Raw genomic sequence first — 16,244 nt, 5'->3', positions numbered from 1 at the left:
TAAAAAAGTTATTTATTCTCAAGATTCCACATGGATACCGAAAAGCCTGCATCCCCGCTAAAGAAAATCGTTTCATCCTCCGGATCAGGAAAATATCGTAGTGTGAAGACTTCCTCTCCGCCATTTATGAAAATTTCCAGTGAAGACTGGTCCATAAATACATGCAGTTTGGATAGACTTGAAATTTTGCAGGTTCTTGACTCCTGCATTCCTGTTTTTACATTTCTTCTTTGCAGCTGGATTTCCTTTTGATCCGGATTATAAGTAAGAGAAGCCTCATTCCGGAAATCAATTTTGAACATTCCCCTTACATTCTTCAAGGATTCCAGCATCAGTTCGGCCGTTTTCCCACTTAATCCGTCCAGTTGCAGGCTTTCTCCATTAATCTCTATATTTTGGAGCTCCATCTTATCTTTGCGAAGCTTTTTTAATTCCTTTACAGGCTTCTGGAAGAGCCTCCCGTTTATCATTTCAAGCACTCTTGGCATGGTCAATGCGTGGATCCAGCGATAAGGAACAGTTGGCTGGCTGGATTCGTCTTCATCTGTCATGCCCATCCATCCATAAAGAATCCGCCTCCCGGAATCGTCTTTAAACGTTTGCGGTGCATAAAAATCAAAGCCGCGATCCAGCTCAACAAAGGAACCATGTTTAAATATCGCTTTTTCGTAATCAAGCTTTCCGGCAAAATACCCTGATTGAAAAAGGTTATGGTATTCAAACCCGCTCGGCTCAAGCCCCTGCGGTGAAACAAGCAAAATCTCCTGTCCATCCAATTCAAATAGATCGGGACATTCCCACATATAGCCGAAGTCTTCTAGACCATTCATCGATGCGCCGGCAATCTTGCCTTGTTCCTCCCAATGGTATAAATCCTTCGAAGCAAACAGGACAGCCGCACCCTCCTGATTGGGCGTCTGAGCTCCAACTACCATATAGAAATGCCCATCCTTTTCCCAGACCTTCGGATCGCGGAAATGAGCGGTATACCTTTCCGGCAGCTCCAGGACAGGACCTTTTTTGGCAAAATGGATGCCATCTTCTGATACGGCAAGACATTGATAAGTCTCACGCCTGCCATCCTCCGTCTTCACATTTCCTGTATAAAAGAGATAAAGCTTTCCCTCATACTCTATCGCACTTCCGGAATAGCAGCCATTCCGGTCATACCACTGATCCGGAGCCAGCGCGACTGGCTCTTCCTTCCAATGGACGAGATCCCTAGAAGTGTAATGCCCCCAATACTTGGCACCATGTGCAGTATCAAACGGATTCCATTGATAAAAGACATGATAAACACCATTGAATTGGATTAAGCCATTGGGATCATTCAGCAAGCCGACAGGCGGCATAAGATGATACTTCAACCGGTAAGGATCCTGCTGAACCAAATGCCTATTTCTCTCAGCTTCTTCGCTGGCCTTCTTGAAAAAATCGATTTCAGTCATATTAGAACATCCTTGCTGTTGAAATTTCTGTTACTGTCCCTGTTCCACTTCTTTCCTTGCCTTATCCGAGTAGCCAAACATCCAAGTCAGGGCAAAGGCCACTGCAATGGCAATCACATTGACTAGGATGTACTGCAGAACCTGGCCATTTAAGTAAAGAAGGGTGCCTGGAATAACGGTAACTGCCATTCCTGTCGCTTTCAGCTGAAGCAGAGAGGCAGCGAACCCGCCGGCAGCTCCGCCAATCAGTCCCATGACAAACGGCTTGCCGTACCGCAGATTGACACCGAACAACGCCGGCTCGGTTATTCCCAAAAATGCGGATAAAGCAGACGGGAAAGCCAAAGCCTTTAATTTGGCTGATTGTGTTTTTAAAGCGACTGCTAAAGTTGCACCCCCCTGGGCTGCAACGGCACATGTAACAATTGCGTTGTAAGGGTTGCTTTTATACTGAGCCAATAGCTGAATCTCCAGCATATTGAAAATATGATGAACACCAGTGATAACGATAAGCTGATTAAGACCACCGATAAGAATGCCGCTGATCCCGAACGGCCATGAGAGCACAGTCGTAGTAACATCCAGGATGCCTTGCTCCACCATATGAAACAATGGCCCAATGACCAGAAGCGATAATCCAATCATGATCAGAAGGGTTAAGAACGGGGTAATAATCAGATCCAATGCATCCGGCACCCGTTTTCGAATGAGCCTCTCCAATTTTGCCCCGATAATCCCGGCAATAAAGGCTGGAAGGACAGAAGCCTGGTAGCCAACAACCGGAATGAATCCAAAAAAGTAAATCGGCTCAACATTACCGCCTGCCACATCCCACGCATTTGGCAGGGAAGGACTCACAAGCATCAACCCTAGGATTAAACCAATGATTGGAGTCCCGCCAAACACTCTAAAGGTTGACCAGGCAACAAGAGCCGGCAGGAAGATAAATGCCGTATCCGTCAGTACCTGCGTAAATAAAATGAAATTTTCCGACACATCCGAAGCCGTCATGCCGAATAAAGCGAGAATTTCCTCCTGCATCACCAGTCCGCGCAATCCCATAAAGAGTCCTGTCGCGACAAGGACTGGAATGATCGGCACAAATACGTCCCCGAATTTCCGGATCGCCCTCTGGAAAGCAGAACCGCTTTTAACCGCTTCTTTTTTCTGCTCTGATGCTGACATAGATTCAATGTCCAGGCCGGATACTTCTTCATAGACTTTATTAACTGTTCCCGTGCCAAAAATAATCTGATATTGACCTGAATTGAAGAAAGCCCCTTTGACCTTATTGATGCTTTCAACCTTTTCCTGATCAATTTTTTCCTTATCATTCACTATGATCCGCAGCCTGGTCGCACAGTGGGCTACTGAGTGAACATTCTCACTGCCCCCGACAGCGTCAATTAGTTCTTCCGCAATTTTACGATACTCAGACATCCTCTTCACCCCTATTTTCATATGTTTGTGGAATCGATTCCACATCGGATAAAAAATAACCATTTAAGTTGGACGTTCTGTGTGGAATCGATTCCATAAAAGCAAAAATAAAAGTGTAATCGATTATCTTCCTTATGAAACCGATTACACATCTATTATATACTTTCTCTTTCTACAAGTCTATATCTAATTTTTCTGGTTATTTCCTGCCCGTGCTCCCCCTTAACCTTTTGAAGGATTAATAAGGCTGCCTCCCGGCCTGCATCTTCAAAGGAAAAATCGATGGTTGTTAAGCCTGGTGTGATATATTTAGAAAGCTCCGACCCACCCATTCCGGCAATCGCTACATCACCAGGAACGGAGAATCCATTTTGCCTGAGATACTGCAAAGCGCCAATTGCCAGACGATCTGTCACAGCAAGAACAGCTTGAGGTTTATTTTTGGCAGATTCCATGATACTCTTCATGCACTCAGCGCCTGAGTCAATATCGAAAATCCCCTTTTGCAGCCAGCTTTCTTCAACCGGAACCTCATGCTCCTTCATTGCATCCAGGTATCCTTTTTTCCGGAGGTAACCCACCGCACGGTCAGCTTCATCCACACCTATAAAAGCAATTTTTTTATATCCCTTCTTGATTAGGAGGCCAACCATGTCCCTCGCAGCCTGATATTCATCAAAAATCACATTCGTCAATTCTTCCGCATGCTGACCCACCATAATAAAAGGGATTTTCAGCTGACGGATCTCCTGAATCAATTCAGGCTGCACATTTGTAGCCGACAGAATCATGCCGTCCACATTCCTGCTTTTGAGGAGCCGTATATATTCTATCTCTTTTTCAGCATGAAGATTTGTATTAGCAAGGAGAATCTGATAGCCTTCCCTGGCCAATACGTCGTCAATGCCATTAACCAGACGGCTGGACGTTTCGGTGCTGATCTTCGGCAGAATAACCCCAATAACCTTTGTTTTTTTCGTGCGGAGTGACTTCGCATGGGCACTTGGGACATAACCGGTCTCCTCAATTACGTGCAGGACCCTTTTCCTTGCATCCTCACTCACATAACCGGAATCATTTAATACCCTCGAAACAGTCGTCCGAGAAACATTCGCCCTTTCTGCAATTTCCTTTATGGTAATCATCTAAATCCTCCCGGGCCAAAATAGTCTATTATCATTTTACACAAATGAAGGGAAAAGGGAATAGCTTGGTGAGGCAGGTCGAGTATATCCCCTATTACTCCTGCCTCATCAACGCTCGCCGCCGGTCGTGCAGAACCAGGAGAAGAATCATCCCCATCATAACGCCCAATACAATACCGGCCTCGGTGCTCAGCACCCGTGCCAGAGGGTACTCTGGGCTGGACTGAAAATCTGGGCGAATGATGGAAAAGAGGTTATAAGAAAACAGCATGCCCGACGAGATCCATGCCGCTGCCATTGGCGGCAGAAACCTCCTCGACCCGCGGCGGGTGATCAGCACTAATAGGCCCCACGCACCCACTAATGCCCAGCCGCCTGTACTCAGCGTCAAGAGGCGCCACCACAAATCACGGGAATCCAGCATGCTTGGATCTATGCCAAGGGTGCCTCCTGCAGCCCAGAACACCTTTATAGTGCCGAGGAGAATGCATCCCGCTGCAATGAGTCTGCCAAACGTGACTTGCAGCTGCCTGGTGTGCCCCGGCACCTCTCCGCAGTCGATTGGACCACCCAGCGCCTCTGGCCACCGCGCCTTGGCATATCCTGCTAAAGCCAAAGGCAGGCAAATACCGGCCCCGACCAGCGAGACCATAACGAAGATCTGCTCGTAAACCCAGAAGTCAGCGGCACCTGCTTCCTGATCCAGGACCATGGCGGCTGGGCCAAGGACAGGTGCCAGCAGCAGCATGGGAACGAGAAGACCGGTACCCAGCCAAATGGGCAGAGCCACCAGCCACGCAGGCAGCCGTTCACCCCACGGCCTGCAGAACGCCATCGCCAGCAGGATGCCAACCGCAGCGACAACCGCAGTAACTGCGTTAATCCCCCGCCAGCTGACATCGCCCATTTGCTCTGTGGGAAGAAAGAGGCCCAACGTCCAGGCAATTTTAATCAGCAGATAAGGGGTCACCGCTATGGCAGCCCCATAACCAAATATTCTGCGCATTTTTATCAACGGTGAGGATGCCTGGTCTGTATTTTCCAAATTAGTTCCTCCTGTTTATTAAGATTATTCAAGTTCTTCACAAAATTCCCTTTTACGCACATGGATTCATATTCACAACAATAGCAACATAGGAATTGTATTCCATTCAATAATCTTTAATGTATTAAATACTTCTTAAAAATTGGTAAATATAAATAAGCAGAGGATTTAAACCCAGATTGTTTTTTAGAAGGCTCCAGTATTTGTTTGATATTTTAGAAACTTCTTATAAAATAAACCTAGAGGCCAAACAAAGGAAGTGAATGATGTTAGTTAAAAGAAGATCCGAGCCGGTTGAATTAATGTCTATAAGATATTTAAACACCCGAATGGAGTTAACTGAAAAGGAAAAGCTGCAGTATTCAAACCTTGAAAAAGGCTATGAAGGAGAGGTGAAATTTGACCATCTCGCAGAAATTCTCCAGGAAGAGAGATTGATTATCAATGATTTGCTATTGGAGGTAAACAACTCCTATTTTCAAATTGATACCCTGATTATTTCAGAGAGTATGATCCATCTATTAGAAATAAAGAATTACCAGGGAGACTGGTAATTGGAATCTGACAAGCTTTATACCGTGACTGCCGGCAGGGAATATAAAAATCCCGTTTACCAATTAAAAAGAAGTGCGGCCCTGCTCCGCCAGCTGCTCCAAACTCTCAAGCAAAATTACCCCGTTGAAGCCTCCGTCGTTTTCATTAACCCTGAATTCACCTTATATCAAGCCCCGATGGACCAACCTATTGTTCTTCCAACCCAAGTCAACCGCTTTATAAAAGATCTGAATACAACTCCGTCCAATTTAAATGATGGACATACGAAGCTAGCCCAACATTTAATGTCATTACATCAGCCTAAAAACCCATTTACTGTATGGCCAAAATATCACTTTGAACAGCTAAAAAAGGGATACATTGCAAAACCTGTAAATCTTTACCGCTAACAATTAAAAGCAAGGACCTCGTATGCAAAAAGTGCGGAGGGAATGAAAAGATTGAACAAGCGATTCTGCGGAATATAAAGGAGTTCCAGCTCCTCTTTCCTGAACGAAAGCTTACCACACAAAACATTTATGAATGGTGCAATTTAGATCTAAGCAAACGAACAATCTGCAGGGTACTAAAGAAAAACTATACGGCACTCGGCAGTACAAGTAATACTTATTATGTATAAACTTTATTGATTAAAGCATTTGAAGACCATCTGGGGAGACGGGGTCGGACAGAGTTCCTCCGGTTTTCCCCTTATTCTGTCTAAAGTCAGCACCTACTTTCGGACTCAACCTCTCCGATTCCTACTCCCACTGTCCGAATACGAATAAGTGCCTACTTCGGACTCGCTTCCTCCAATTTCCTCTCTTTCTGTCTGAAGTTGCATAAACTTCGGACTCAACCTCTCTGATTTCTACTCCTACTGTCCGAATAAGTGCCAACTTCGGACTCACTTCCTTCAATTTCCTCTCTTTCGGTCTGAAGGTGCACCTACTTCGGACTCAACCTCTCCGATTCCTGCTTCTACTGTCCGAATAACCGTCAACTTCGGACTCAACCTCTCCTATTTCTACTCCTACTGTCCGAATAACCGCCTACTTTGGACTCAATTTGACCGCTTTCCAGCAGAGATGCGTATCTGTAATGACAAAATTCGACACGAGCCAAATAAAGCGTTTGCATTTTCACCAATTTCATTTATAATACTTGTATACAAGTATACACGTATACTCAAATGTCATTTCATAAAGGTGATGTTATGAACGATTCTAATGAATTCTTATATCCTCAAAAATGGCTATCTAAAGCTTCCGCTGGTGACCGCGTAGCCTATGAGCTTAGAATGCGCATTATTGCAGGCTTATTTGAAAGCGGTACCACGCTTTCAGAAAATAAACTGGCTGGAGATTTTGCGGTAAGCCGTTCACCCGTCCGTGAAGCATTAAGAACACTGGCATCTGAAAATATCATCCGATTAGAAAGAACGGGTGCTGTTGTTGCCGGCTTAACAGAAAAAGAAATAGAAGAAATTTATGATGTTCGTCTAATGATCGAAACGTTCGTATTTGAACGTCTCATAAGTATGGATACAAATGAATTAGCAATGGAACTAAGCAAAGTATTGGAAATGATGAAGGTAGCTGTTAAGTATCAGGATGCTGATGAATTTTCTTATCAGGACATCCTGTTCCACGAAATCATCATTCGATCTATTGGCCATTCATACGTCTCATTGATCTGGAATAATTTAAAGCCCGTAATGGAAAGCTTCATTCTTTTGTCCATGCGCGTGCGATTCAAGGAAAATTACGAAGACCTTACTCGGATATTGAAAAACCATGAACTATATATTGATGCAATCAAAACAAAAGACAGAGACCTCATGATTAAGTCTTTACACGAAAATTTTGATGATGTTCAAGGGAAAGTGGACGACTTATGGAGATCACAACAAATGCTATCTAAAGGGGTTAAACAACAAGATGACTAGCTATATGTTAGGGATTGATATTGGAACCACCAGTACAAAAGCCGTGTTATTCAGTGAACAAGGTAAAGTTATTCAGCATGAGAATATCGGATATCCGCTGTACACACCGGATATTTCGACAGCTGAACAAAACCCGGAAGAGATTTTTTCAGCTGTACTGCAGTCCATAGCGAATATTATGGAAAACCATTCGGATAAAAACCTGTCCTTTATCTCTTTTAGCAGTGCGATGCATAGTGTTATCGCAATGGATGAAGATCACCTGCCGCTTACGCCAGTCATCACCTGGGCAGATAATCGCAGCGAAGCATGGGCACGCAAAATTAAGGATGAATTGAATGGGCATGAGGTATATAAACGGACTGGAACGCCTATTCATCCTATGTCACCGTTAAGCAAAATCGCCTGGATTGTGAATGAACGCCCTGAGATCGCCAGCAAAACAAAAAAGTATATTGGCATTAAAGAATATATCTTTAAGAAGCTCTTTGATGAATATGTTGTCGATTATTCACTGGCTTCATGCATGGGAATGATGAATCTTAAAACATTGGATTGGGATGAGGAGGCACTAGCGATTGCAGGAGTCACTCCCGCACAATTATCCAAACTTGTACCCACTACGAAGATGTTCAAGAACTGCAATCCTAATTTAGCCAAACAAATGGGCATCGATCCTCAAACACCTTTTGTGATTGGCGCAAGTGATGGAGTGCTTTCGAATCTGGGTGTTAATGCGATTAGAAAAGGTGAGATTGCCATCACCATTGGGACAAGCGGTGCCATACGGACCATTATTGACAAGCCGCAGACAGATGAAAAAGGTAGAATCTTCTGTTATGCCTTAACGGAAAATCATTGGGTGATTGGCGGACCGGTAAACAATGGAGGGATGGTTCTTCGCTGGATCAGGGATGAATTTGCCTCTTCAGAGATCGAAACTGCCAAAAGATTAGGCATTGATCCGTACGAAGTATTAACAAAAATTGCAGAACGTGTAAGACCAGGTGCAGACGGCTTGCTATTCCATCCTTACCTGGCAGGTGAACGTGCTCCTTTATGGAACCCGGACGTACGCGGATCCTTCTTCGGATTAACCATGTCACATAAGAAGGAACATATGATTCGGGCAGCGCTGGAAGGCGTCATTTATAATCTATACACCGTGTACTTGGCATTAGTTGAATGCATGGACGGCCCGGTAACCCGTATTCAAGCAACAGGAGGATTCGCAAGATCTGAGATCTGGCGACAGATGATGTCCGATATTTTTGAATCGGAAGTTGTCATACCTGAAAGCTATGAAAGTTCATGTCTTGGTGCCTGTATTTTAGGATTATATGCCACAGGAAAAATCGACTCCTTTGAAGCCGTTTCTGAAATGGTGGGCGATACCTATAAACATACACCGCAAGAAACGGCAGTAAAAGAATATCGACAATTGCTGCCGATTTTCATTCATTTATCAAGAACGTTAGAGGATGATTACTCAGCGATTGCAAATTATCAGCGAAGATTAGTACAGCATAACTAACAGGAGGAGTTTACAATGCCATTAGTAATAGTTGGAATTGGAATCATTGCCTTATTAATACTAATAATGGGCTTAAAATTAAATACATTTATTTCATTAATCATTGTTTCATTTGGTGTTGCTTTAGCACTCGGAATGCCGCTGGATCAAATTGTAAAGACCATTGAAGCAGGATTAGGGGGAACGCTGGGTCACTTGGCGCTTATATTTGGACTTGGCGCCATGTTAGGCAAACTGATCGCCGACTCTGGAGGCGCACAGCGAATAGCTATGACCCTTGTGAACAAATTCGGTGAAAAGAATATTCAATGGGCCGTAGTGGCAGCATCATTTATTATTGGTGTAGCATTATTCTTTGAAGTAGGACTTGTATTATTAATTCCAATCGTATTTGCCATTTCAAGAGAATTGAAGATATCCATTTTGTATCTTGGTATTCCAATGACAGCAGCTCTATCTGTCACACACGGATTCCTGCCTCCTCACCCGGGGCCAACTGTCATTGCGGGTGAATTTGGCGCAAACATTGGTGAAGTACTGCTTTATGGATTTATCATCGCTCTTCCTACCGTGATTTTAGCTGGACCGGTATTTACAAAAATTGCAAAAAGGCTAGTCCCTGAATCATTTACAAAAAGCGGGAGCATCGCCTCTTTAGGCGAGCAGAAAACATTTAAGCTTGAAGACACTCCTGGTTTTGGAATCAGTGTATTTACGGCTTTACTTCCTGTTATTTTAATGTCGATCGCAACGATTATTACATTGCTTCAAAAAACATTGGGATTTGAAGATAATAGTATTCTGGCCGCAATCCGTTTTATTGGTGACGCCGGCACTTCGATGCTGATCTCCTTATTGGTTGCCATCTATACAATGGGACTGGCAAGGAAGATTCCAATCAAAAATGTGATGGAATCCTGTACAACAGCTATCACCCATATCGGAATGATGCTCTTGATTATTGGCGGAGGCGGTGCCTTCAAACAAGTATTAATCGATGGCGGTGTTGGTGACTATGTAGCAGAGCTATTCAAAGGAACGAACTTATCACCGATTTTGCTTGCATGGATTATCGCTGCCATCCTGCGGATTTCCTTAGGGTCTGCCACAGTGGCTGCCTTAACAACAGCTGGCTTAGTCATTCCGATGCTGGGCCAATCAGATGTTAATCTTGCATTAGTGGTACTTGCAACAGGTGCAGGAAGCTTAGTTGCTTCACATGTTAACGATGCCGGCTTCTGGATGTTCAAAGAATACTTTGGATTAAGCATGAAGGAAACGTTTGCAACATGGACCTTGCTTGAAACCATTATATCTGTAGCTGGATTAGGATTTATTTTATTGCTAAGCTTATTTGTATAAACTATATAAGGCAATGGAACCCTACTTCCTGAGAGGGTTCCATTGCCTATTAATCTGAAAAAGGGAGCAAGAACTATGTTAAATACAATTGGTGTTATTGGTTTAGGAGTAATGGGCAGCAATATCGCTTTAAACATGGCCAATAACGGAGAGCAAGTGGCAGTATATAATTACACAAGGGACTTAACCGATAAACTTGTACAAAAACTGGATGGGCAAACCATTAACCCTTATTACGAAATCGGGGATTTTGTAAATTCCCTGGAAACACCAAGAAAAATCTTTTTAATGGTTACCGCAGGGAAAGCTATTGATTCTGTTATCTCCAGCTTGATCCCCTTCCTTGAAGAAGGTGATGTCATCATGGATGGCGGAAACTCACATTATGAAGATACAGGAAGAAGATATGATGAACTGAAATCAAAAGGAATTGGTTATTTAGGAATTGGAATCTCAGGCGGTGAAGTCGGTGCCTTAACAGGACCTTCCATCATGCCTGGCGGAGACAAAGAGGTCTATGATAAAGCCGCTCCTATTCTTACGAAGATAGCTGCACAGGTTGATGGTGTTCCTTGCTGTGTCTATATTGGACCAAAAGGGGCAGGCCATTTCGTTAAAATGGTACATAATGGAATTGAGTATGCGGATATGCAGCTAATTGCCGAAGCCTATACCTTTTTAAGAGATAAATTAGGATTATCAGTTGAGGAAATCGCTGATATTTTTGAAACATGGAATCAAGGCGAGCTGAAGAGCTATTTAATCGAAATCACGGCAGATATTCTAAGGAAAAAGGATGAGCGTACAGGGCTGCCGCAAATCGATGTCATTCTCGATAAAGCAGGGCAAAAAGGAACCGGAAAATGGACCAGCCTGCAAGCCATCGATAATGGAATTCCAACCTCGATCATCACAGAATCCTTATTTGCCCGTTATATCTCTGCTTTAAAAGAAGAGCGTGTGACAGCAGAAACACTCTTAACAGGTCCAGAGAAGAATCAGACAGCCCTCGAAAAAGAAGAGTGGATTGAATACATCAGACAAGCTTTATATATGGGAAAAGTATGCGCCTATGCGCAAGGATTTACGCAATATAAAATGTCATCCGAACTGTATGGCTGGAATCTGCCTCTGAAGGATATTGCCCTGATTTTCCGCGACGGCTGCATCATTCGTGCGGAATTCTTAAATGTCATAAGCGAGGCCTACCAAGAGCAGCCGAACCTGGCCAATTTGTTAGTCTCCCCTTACTTTGCAGAAAGAATCAGGGACTATCAGAACGGACTGCGTAAAATTGTCTGCGAAGGCATTCAATCCGGCATCGCTTTACCGTGCTTGAGCTCATCTCTTTCCTATTACGATAGCTATCGGACAGGAAACTCCAATGCGAGCATGCTGCAGGCACAGCGTGATTACTTCGGTGCCCATACGTATGAACGGACTGATTTAGAAGGAACCTTCCACACAAATTGGAATGAATAAAGCGGCGCCTGAGCTAAATTAATAGAGAAGAAAAAACGCTTGCCCCCGCCAGCTGCTTAGCATAGGGGGCAAGCGTTTTTAGTTTAGTCTCTTTCCAGCAGCGCAGCACCTGCGATGCCAGGATCTGTCATCTCATATGGATCGAGAATTAAATCCAGTTCTTCTTCTGTCAGCACATCATATTTCAGGCATAGTTCCCTGATTGGAGAGCCTGTTAAAATGGCTTCCCTCGCGATTCTTGATACGACTTCATAGCCGAGGTGAGGGTTTACCGCTGTGATGATGCCCACACTTTTCTCAACGTATTCCCTTAATCTCTCTTCATTGGCTTCGATTCCTTTTACACAATGCTCTGTAAACGTATTGAATGCATTGTTCATAATGCTGATCGATTGCAGAAGGTTAAAGATCAGGACTGGCTCCATGACATTCAGTTCGAGCTGTCCTGCTTCTGAAGCAAGAGAGATGGTATGGTCGTTTCCGATGACCTGGAATGCCACCTGGTTAATCAGCTCAGGAAGAACAGGGTTTACTTTACCCGGCATAATGGAAGAACCCGGCTGTCTTGCTGGAAGCGATATTTCCCCAAGGCCGGCTCTTGGGCCAGACGCCATTAGACGCAAATCATTCGCGATTTTGGACATATTGATCATGCAGATTTTCAAGGCACCGGAAACTTCCGTGTAAGAATCCGTATTCTGCGTGGCATCTACAAGATGATCAGCCCCTGTAAATGGCAGACCGCTGATGTCGGCAATGTGCTTCACTACCAAATCAATGTATTTAGGGATGGCATTTAGCCCTGTTCCAACAGCTGTTGCTCCCATGTTCAACTCATATAAGTGCTGTTTGGATTGCTGAATGCGCTTAATGTCACGCGCAATGACACGGCTGTAAGCTTCAAATTCCTGGCCAAGCCTGATTGGAACCGCATCCTGCAGATGAGTCCGTCCCATTTTAATTACATGGTTGAATTCCTTTGATTTTTCAAGGAAAACGGAATGCATATGTTCCATGGTCGGGATTAACTGATCCAGCAGATTTAATACAGAGATATGCATTGCAGTCGGGAAGGCATCATTCGTCGATTGGGACATATTGACATGGGTATTTGGGCTGCAATGAGAATAATCTCCCTTTTCATAGCCCATAATTTCAATCGCACGGTTTGCAAGGATTTCATTAATATTCATATTAATGGACGTCCCGGCACCACCCTGGATCGGGTCAACAATAACCTGATCATGCCATAGTCCTTCAATCATTTCATCAGCTGCCTGTACGATCGGGTCTCCAATGCCTGAATAAAGGCGCTTAACCTCCATATTCGCCAAGGCCGCAGCCTTTTTCACCATTGCCATTGCCTTGATTAACTCCGGGTGGATCCGGTAGCCTGTAATCGGAAAGTTCTCAACCGCGCGAAGCGTCTGAACACCGTAATAGGCATCAACCGGAACTTCCTTAGAACCCAGGAAGTCTTTTTCAATTCTGAAGCTGTTCGTTGCTGCTAACATATACTCTTCTCCTTTATATAAACCTTTCAGATATATATAGGTTTTGTAATGACTTATCCTTCGTATACACTATAATCCGGAAAAGGGGAATAAGCAATGGTTATGGGACAATAATATATTGGCTATATGGAGTGCCAGCTTCTCCCTTATTATTTAACTGCACTTTGCCAACTATCTTATGCAATTGACATAAATTTAAATACGACCTACTATTTAATTGCCTTAATTGAAATTGCCTTTAATGCTCGAAATGAACAGGTTCCTTATTACCGGATGGCAGACAAAGGGACAGAGGAAGCTCTTATTATGGATTAAATGGAAGGCCAGCAAATGGCTGAATTTACTCAGCCCTTTAAACCGGAATAGCTTGCTTCACTGATTTTAGCCATAGAAGAAAGAATGCTTAAAGTAAACTCACCTATCCCTATAGGGCTTATTAAAATGATTGGGAAGCTTATTGTTTAATCGACCTGCAAAATAAAGAATCAAGCAAGGAGTATATATATAAGACAAAGGAGAAAATCAGCATGTCCAATCAATCGAGCATGAGAACAGCTGGTCCAAAAAAACGTGCTGTTTCACTGGATTTAGCACGAGGTACGATGCTTCTGCTAATTGCACTTGCCCATGCCCCCCTCTATTTGTATACCTCTGAACCCGGGATTATGCAAAGAGTAGAGGCTGTTACCTTCCTTGACCAAATCGTTAATTTTTTGGGCCAATTTTTTATTGATAATAGAGCAAGGGCGATGTTTGCCGTTTTATTCGGATATGGGCTTGTTCTTGCATTTGACAGTCGAATATCTAAAGGAATAAGAGAAAAAGAAGCCATTAAGACGATAAGAAGGCGTTCCTGGTATTTGATTCTATTTGGGATTGTTTTGGCTGTCATCATTGGAGGCCAGGATATTCTTATGGCCTACGGGACAGCAGGGCTGCTCGTCAGCTGGCTTTTAGCACGTGAAATCAAGACACTGATTCGAACCTTTATTTTTATCACCTTATTCTATATAATTTTTGGCCCAATCATGTGGGGCTTCAACATGCTGGAAATCGGAGGCTATGGTTTCCCTCCAGAGGTTTCAGCCGCAGACACCTACCTTGGCACAGCTTTGATAGGCCTATATACTTTTCCTTCTATTCCTATTCTCATTCATTTAATGTTCCCGGTTCTCCCTTCCGTCCTGCTCGGCATGTGGATCGCCAGGTATCAGTTATTAATCAAGCCAGAGCAGCATTTAAAAATCATTTATTTGATTACCGTTTTAGGATTAACCGTTTCTTTATTAGGGGCACTGCCTTTATCGCTGCTGGGGACCTTATGGCATCCAAGCCCATTTACAGCTGGTTTGATGAACGGCTTACACATTTTAACAGGAATTGCAGGAGGCTTGGCATATGCCGCGATTTTCGGGATCATTGGGACCAAGGTAAAAAAGCCTGGGAGTCTTACCCTTTCTTTAATGGCTTTAGGGAAGCGCTCATTAACCTTCTATGTGTGGAACGAGACGATGCTTGTCCTCTTTTTATCGCCGGTGGCTCTTGATTTAGGTGGCCGTGTAAGCAATGGTACTGCAGCGGTTATTGCTGTGGGAATATGGTGTCTTTCTCTTCTATTGGCTTGGGGATTGGAAAAAAAGGATTTGAATGGACCATTGGAAGTTTTATTGAGGAGATTAGCCTATAGAAATAAGTAAACGAAGACAACCGAGTATTTTAGGGAACTCGGTTGTTTTTGAAATATGTTTAAATTGTTGTAACACAGCCTTTTTCTGCTGCTTCCATAATGCCTAATATAACTTTTAGCGAGGAAAGCGCATCGCTTCCTGTCACAAGCGGGTCTTGGTCGAGACGAATACAATCAATGAAGGCATCAATCACACCGCTATTTGTTTGATTCTCGTTTGTCTGGATTTTCTCTAGTTCAAAAAAAATATTTTCACCATTTTTATTCATGATTTCTATTTGGTATTTATCACTATGATAAATCTTCAAAATACCTTGTTCGCAATAAATGACGGTACTGTTGTCTTCTTCTCCGTAATAAGTCCAAGAAAAGGCAGCTGTCCCAAGACGGCCTTTTTTTGTTTTTAAACTGCATACGATGTTATCACATACTTCAATGGGTTCTCCCTTTTCATTGACTTTGTCGAGCGCACCTTGAAATGCGCTGACTTGTTCGATCTCATCATCTAATAAATAATGGATTAAATCGATCTTATGAATCCCTAAATCTCCTGCCACACCCAGACCTGACCGTTCCTTTTTAAAGAACCATGTAGAGTTTGATTTATTGACACCCCATTGTTCCGGTCCAGAGTGTCCAAAGGTTGTTCTAAAAGTAAGCACTTTTCCAAGTTCTTCATTTTTAATGATTTCTTTTGCCTTCTGATGTGCCCGAGTAAAACGCTGGTTATGATCAACCATTAACTTTTTCCCGGATTCCTTTTGAGCTTCGATAATCTTGTTTGCTTGCTCAACTGATAAAGAAATCGGTTTTTCACATAAAACATGCTTTCCGCTTAGTAATGCATTTGCAGAAAAGATATGATGAAACTCGTTTGAAGAACAATCACTAATGGCCTCAACTGCTGGATCAGCCAATAACTCTTCTGCTGTTTGAGCTACACTGCCGCCAAACTGGTTCGCGAGTTCGGTCGCCCTCTGTAAATTCCGGTCAAAAAAAACGATTTCATCCACGTATGGATTATCCCTGTATTCGGGTGCATGGCGTAATTTAGTGATCGACCCACACCCAATAATTCCTACTTTAATACCCAAAGGTTTCCCTC

13 protein-coding genes are annotated in these 16,244 nt (G+C 43.4%); 7 read left to right on the top strand and 6 right to left on the bottom strand.

The window, feature by feature from the left end; all coding sequences use genetic code 11:
* Positions 1 to 8: 8 nt before the first annotated feature.
* From MKY20_RS04400 to MKY20_RS04385, 4 genes are all read right to left on the bottom strand, one after another.
* The gene (locus MKY20_RS04400; RefSeq protein ID WP_217026033.1) at positions 9 to 1,448 is read right to left on the bottom strand and encodes a glycoside hydrolase family 32 protein; all 1,440 of its coding nucleotides are present in this window, start codon (positions 1,446 to 1,448) and stop codon (positions 9 to 11) included.
* A 30-nt stretch (positions 1,449 to 1,478) separates the two neighbouring features.
* A complete protein-coding gene (locus MKY20_RS04395) occupies positions 1,479 to 2,888 on the bottom strand; it encodes a sucrose-specific PTS transporter subunit IIBC (protein WP_251156349.1) in 1,410 nt (469 codons plus the stop codon).
* A gap of 155 nt (positions 2,889 to 3,043) precedes the next feature.
* Positions 3,044 to 4,033: a LacI family DNA-binding transcriptional regulator gene (locus MKY20_RS04390; RefSeq protein ID WP_251266777.1), complete on the bottom strand. Its 990-nt coding sequence runs from the start codon at positions 4,031 to 4,033 to the stop codon at positions 3,044 to 3,046.
* Positions 4,034 to 4,127: 94 nt separating this feature from the next.
* Complete coding sequence (locus MKY20_RS04385) at positions 4,128 to 5,039, bottom strand: hypothetical protein (RefSeq protein WP_251266902.1); 912 nt, start codon at positions 5,037 to 5,039, stop codon at positions 4,128 to 4,130.
* Positions 5,040 to 5,341: 302 nt separating this feature from the next.
* On the opposite strand from MKY20_RS04385, the gene MKY20_RS04380 reads away from it, so the two are divergent.
* The 6 genes from MKY20_RS04380 to gnd all read left to right on the top strand — a co-directional run bounded on the left by MKY20_RS04380 (position 5,342) and on the right by gnd (position 11,938).
* Positions 5,342 to 5,632 (top strand): nuclease-related domain-containing protein, encoded by a 291-nt coding sequence (locus tag MKY20_RS04380; RefSeq protein WP_341000471.1) that lies wholly within the window; start codon positions 5,342 to 5,344, stop codon positions 5,630 to 5,632.
* A complete protein-coding gene (locus MKY20_RS04375) occupies positions 5,633 to 6,022 on the top strand; it encodes a nuclease-related domain-containing protein (RefSeq protein ID WP_341000469.1) in 390 nt (129 codons plus the stop codon).
* An 806-nt stretch (positions 6,023 to 6,828) separates the two neighbouring features.
* Entirely contained in the window at positions 6,829 to 7,560 is a 732-nt protein-coding gene (locus MKY20_RS04370) for a GntR family transcriptional regulator (protein WP_009332401.1), read from the top strand.
* Entirely contained in the window at positions 7,553 to 9,094 is a 1,542-nt protein-coding gene (gntK, locus tag MKY20_RS04365) for a gluconokinase (RefSeq protein ID WP_251266776.1), read from the top strand. The genes MKY20_RS04370 and gntK overlap by 8 nt, the downstream gene beginning before the upstream one ends.
* Positions 9,095 to 9,109: 15 nt before the next feature.
* The gene (locus MKY20_RS04360) at positions 9,110 to 10,456 is read left to right on the top strand and encodes a GntP family permease (RefSeq protein WP_019380510.1); all 1,347 of its coding nucleotides are present in this window, start codon (positions 9,110 to 9,112) and stop codon (positions 10,454 to 10,456) included.
* Positions 10,457 to 10,531: 75 nt separating this feature from the next.
* Positions 10,532 to 11,938: a decarboxylating NADP(+)-dependent phosphogluconate dehydrogenase gene (gnd, locus tag MKY20_RS04355; protein WP_217035524.1), complete on the top strand. Its 1,407-nt coding sequence runs from the start codon at positions 10,532 to 10,534 to the stop codon at positions 11,936 to 11,938.
* Between the two features lie 83 nt (positions 11,939 to 12,021).
* Here the strand turns inward: gnd and aspA are convergent, their stop codons facing one another.
* A complete protein-coding gene (gene aspA, locus MKY20_RS04350) occupies positions 12,022 to 13,452 on the bottom strand; it encodes an aspartate ammonia-lyase (RefSeq protein WP_251174351.1) in 1,431 nt (476 codons plus the stop codon).
* Between the two features lie 527 nt (positions 13,453 to 13,979).
* Between aspA and MKY20_RS04345 the strand changes: the two genes are divergently transcribed.
* Positions 13,980 to 15,149 carry a DUF418 domain-containing protein gene (locus MKY20_RS04345; protein ID WP_251264389.1) on the top strand — a complete coding sequence of 390 codons (1,170 nt, stop codon included), beginning with the start codon at positions 13,980 to 13,982 and terminating at the stop codon, positions 15,147 to 15,149.
* Between the two features lie 49 nt (positions 15,150 to 15,198).
* On the opposite strand, the gene MKY20_RS04340 is transcribed toward MKY20_RS04345, so the two are convergent.
* Complete coding sequence (locus MKY20_RS04340; RefSeq protein WP_019380505.1) at positions 15,199 to 16,233, bottom strand: Gfo/Idh/MocA family protein; 1,035 nt, start codon at positions 16,231 to 16,233, stop codon at positions 15,199 to 15,201.
* Positions 16,234 to 16,244 lie beyond the last annotated feature (11 nt).

It is taken from the genome of Cytobacillus sp. FSL W8-0315 (assembly GCF_038002905.1).
In the GTDB taxonomy this organism is placed as follows: Bacteria; Bacillota; Bacilli; order Bacillales; family Cytobacillaceae; genus Cytobacillus; species Cytobacillus pseudoceanisediminis.
This window is presented reverse-complemented; position numbering and strand designations above follow the sequence as displayed.

What these genes read in the sequence shown, in the direction of transcription:
- MKY20_RS04370 (WP_009332401.1), top strand. Translation starts at nt 6,829, where the DNA reads ATGAACGATTCTAATGAATTCTTATATCCTCAAAAATGGCTATCTAAA.
- MKY20_RS04400 (WP_217026033.1), bottom strand. Translation starts at nt 1,448, where the DNA reads ATGACTGAAATCGATTTTTTCAAGAAGGCCAGCGAAGAAGCTGAGAGA.
- aspA (WP_251174351.1), bottom strand. Translation starts at nt 13,452, where the DNA reads ATGTTAGCAGCAACGAACAGCTTCAGAATTGAAAAAGACTTCCTGGGT.
- MKY20_RS04390 (WP_251266777.1), bottom strand. Translation starts at nt 4,033, where the DNA reads ATGATTACCATAAAGGAAATTGCAGAAAGGGCGAATGTTTCTCGGACG.
- gntK (WP_251266776.1), top strand. Translation starts at nt 7,553, where the DNA reads ATGACTAGCTATATGTTAGGGATTGATATTGGAACCACCAGTACAAAA.
- MKY20_RS04385 (WP_251266902.1), bottom strand. Translation starts at nt 5,039, where the DNA reads ATGCGCAGAATATTTGGTTATGGGGCTGCCATAGCGGTGACCCCTTAT.
- MKY20_RS04395 (WP_251156349.1), bottom strand. Translation starts at nt 2,888, where the DNA reads ATGTCTGAGTATCGTAAAATTGCGGAAGAACTAATTGACGCTGTCGGG.
- MKY20_RS04380 (WP_341000471.1), top strand. Translation starts at nt 5,342, where the DNA reads ATGATGTTAGTTAAAAGAAGATCCGAGCCGGTTGAATTAATGTCTATA.
- gnd (WP_217035524.1), top strand. Translation starts at nt 10,532, where the DNA reads ATGTTAAATACAATTGGTGTTATTGGTTTAGGAGTAATGGGCAGCAAT.
- MKY20_RS04345 (WP_251264389.1), top strand. Translation starts at nt 13,980, where the DNA reads ATGTCCAATCAATCGAGCATGAGAACAGCTGGTCCAAAAAAACGTGCT.
- MKY20_RS04360 (WP_019380510.1), top strand. Translation starts at nt 9,110, where the DNA reads ATGCCATTAGTAATAGTTGGAATTGGAATCATTGCCTTATTAATACTA.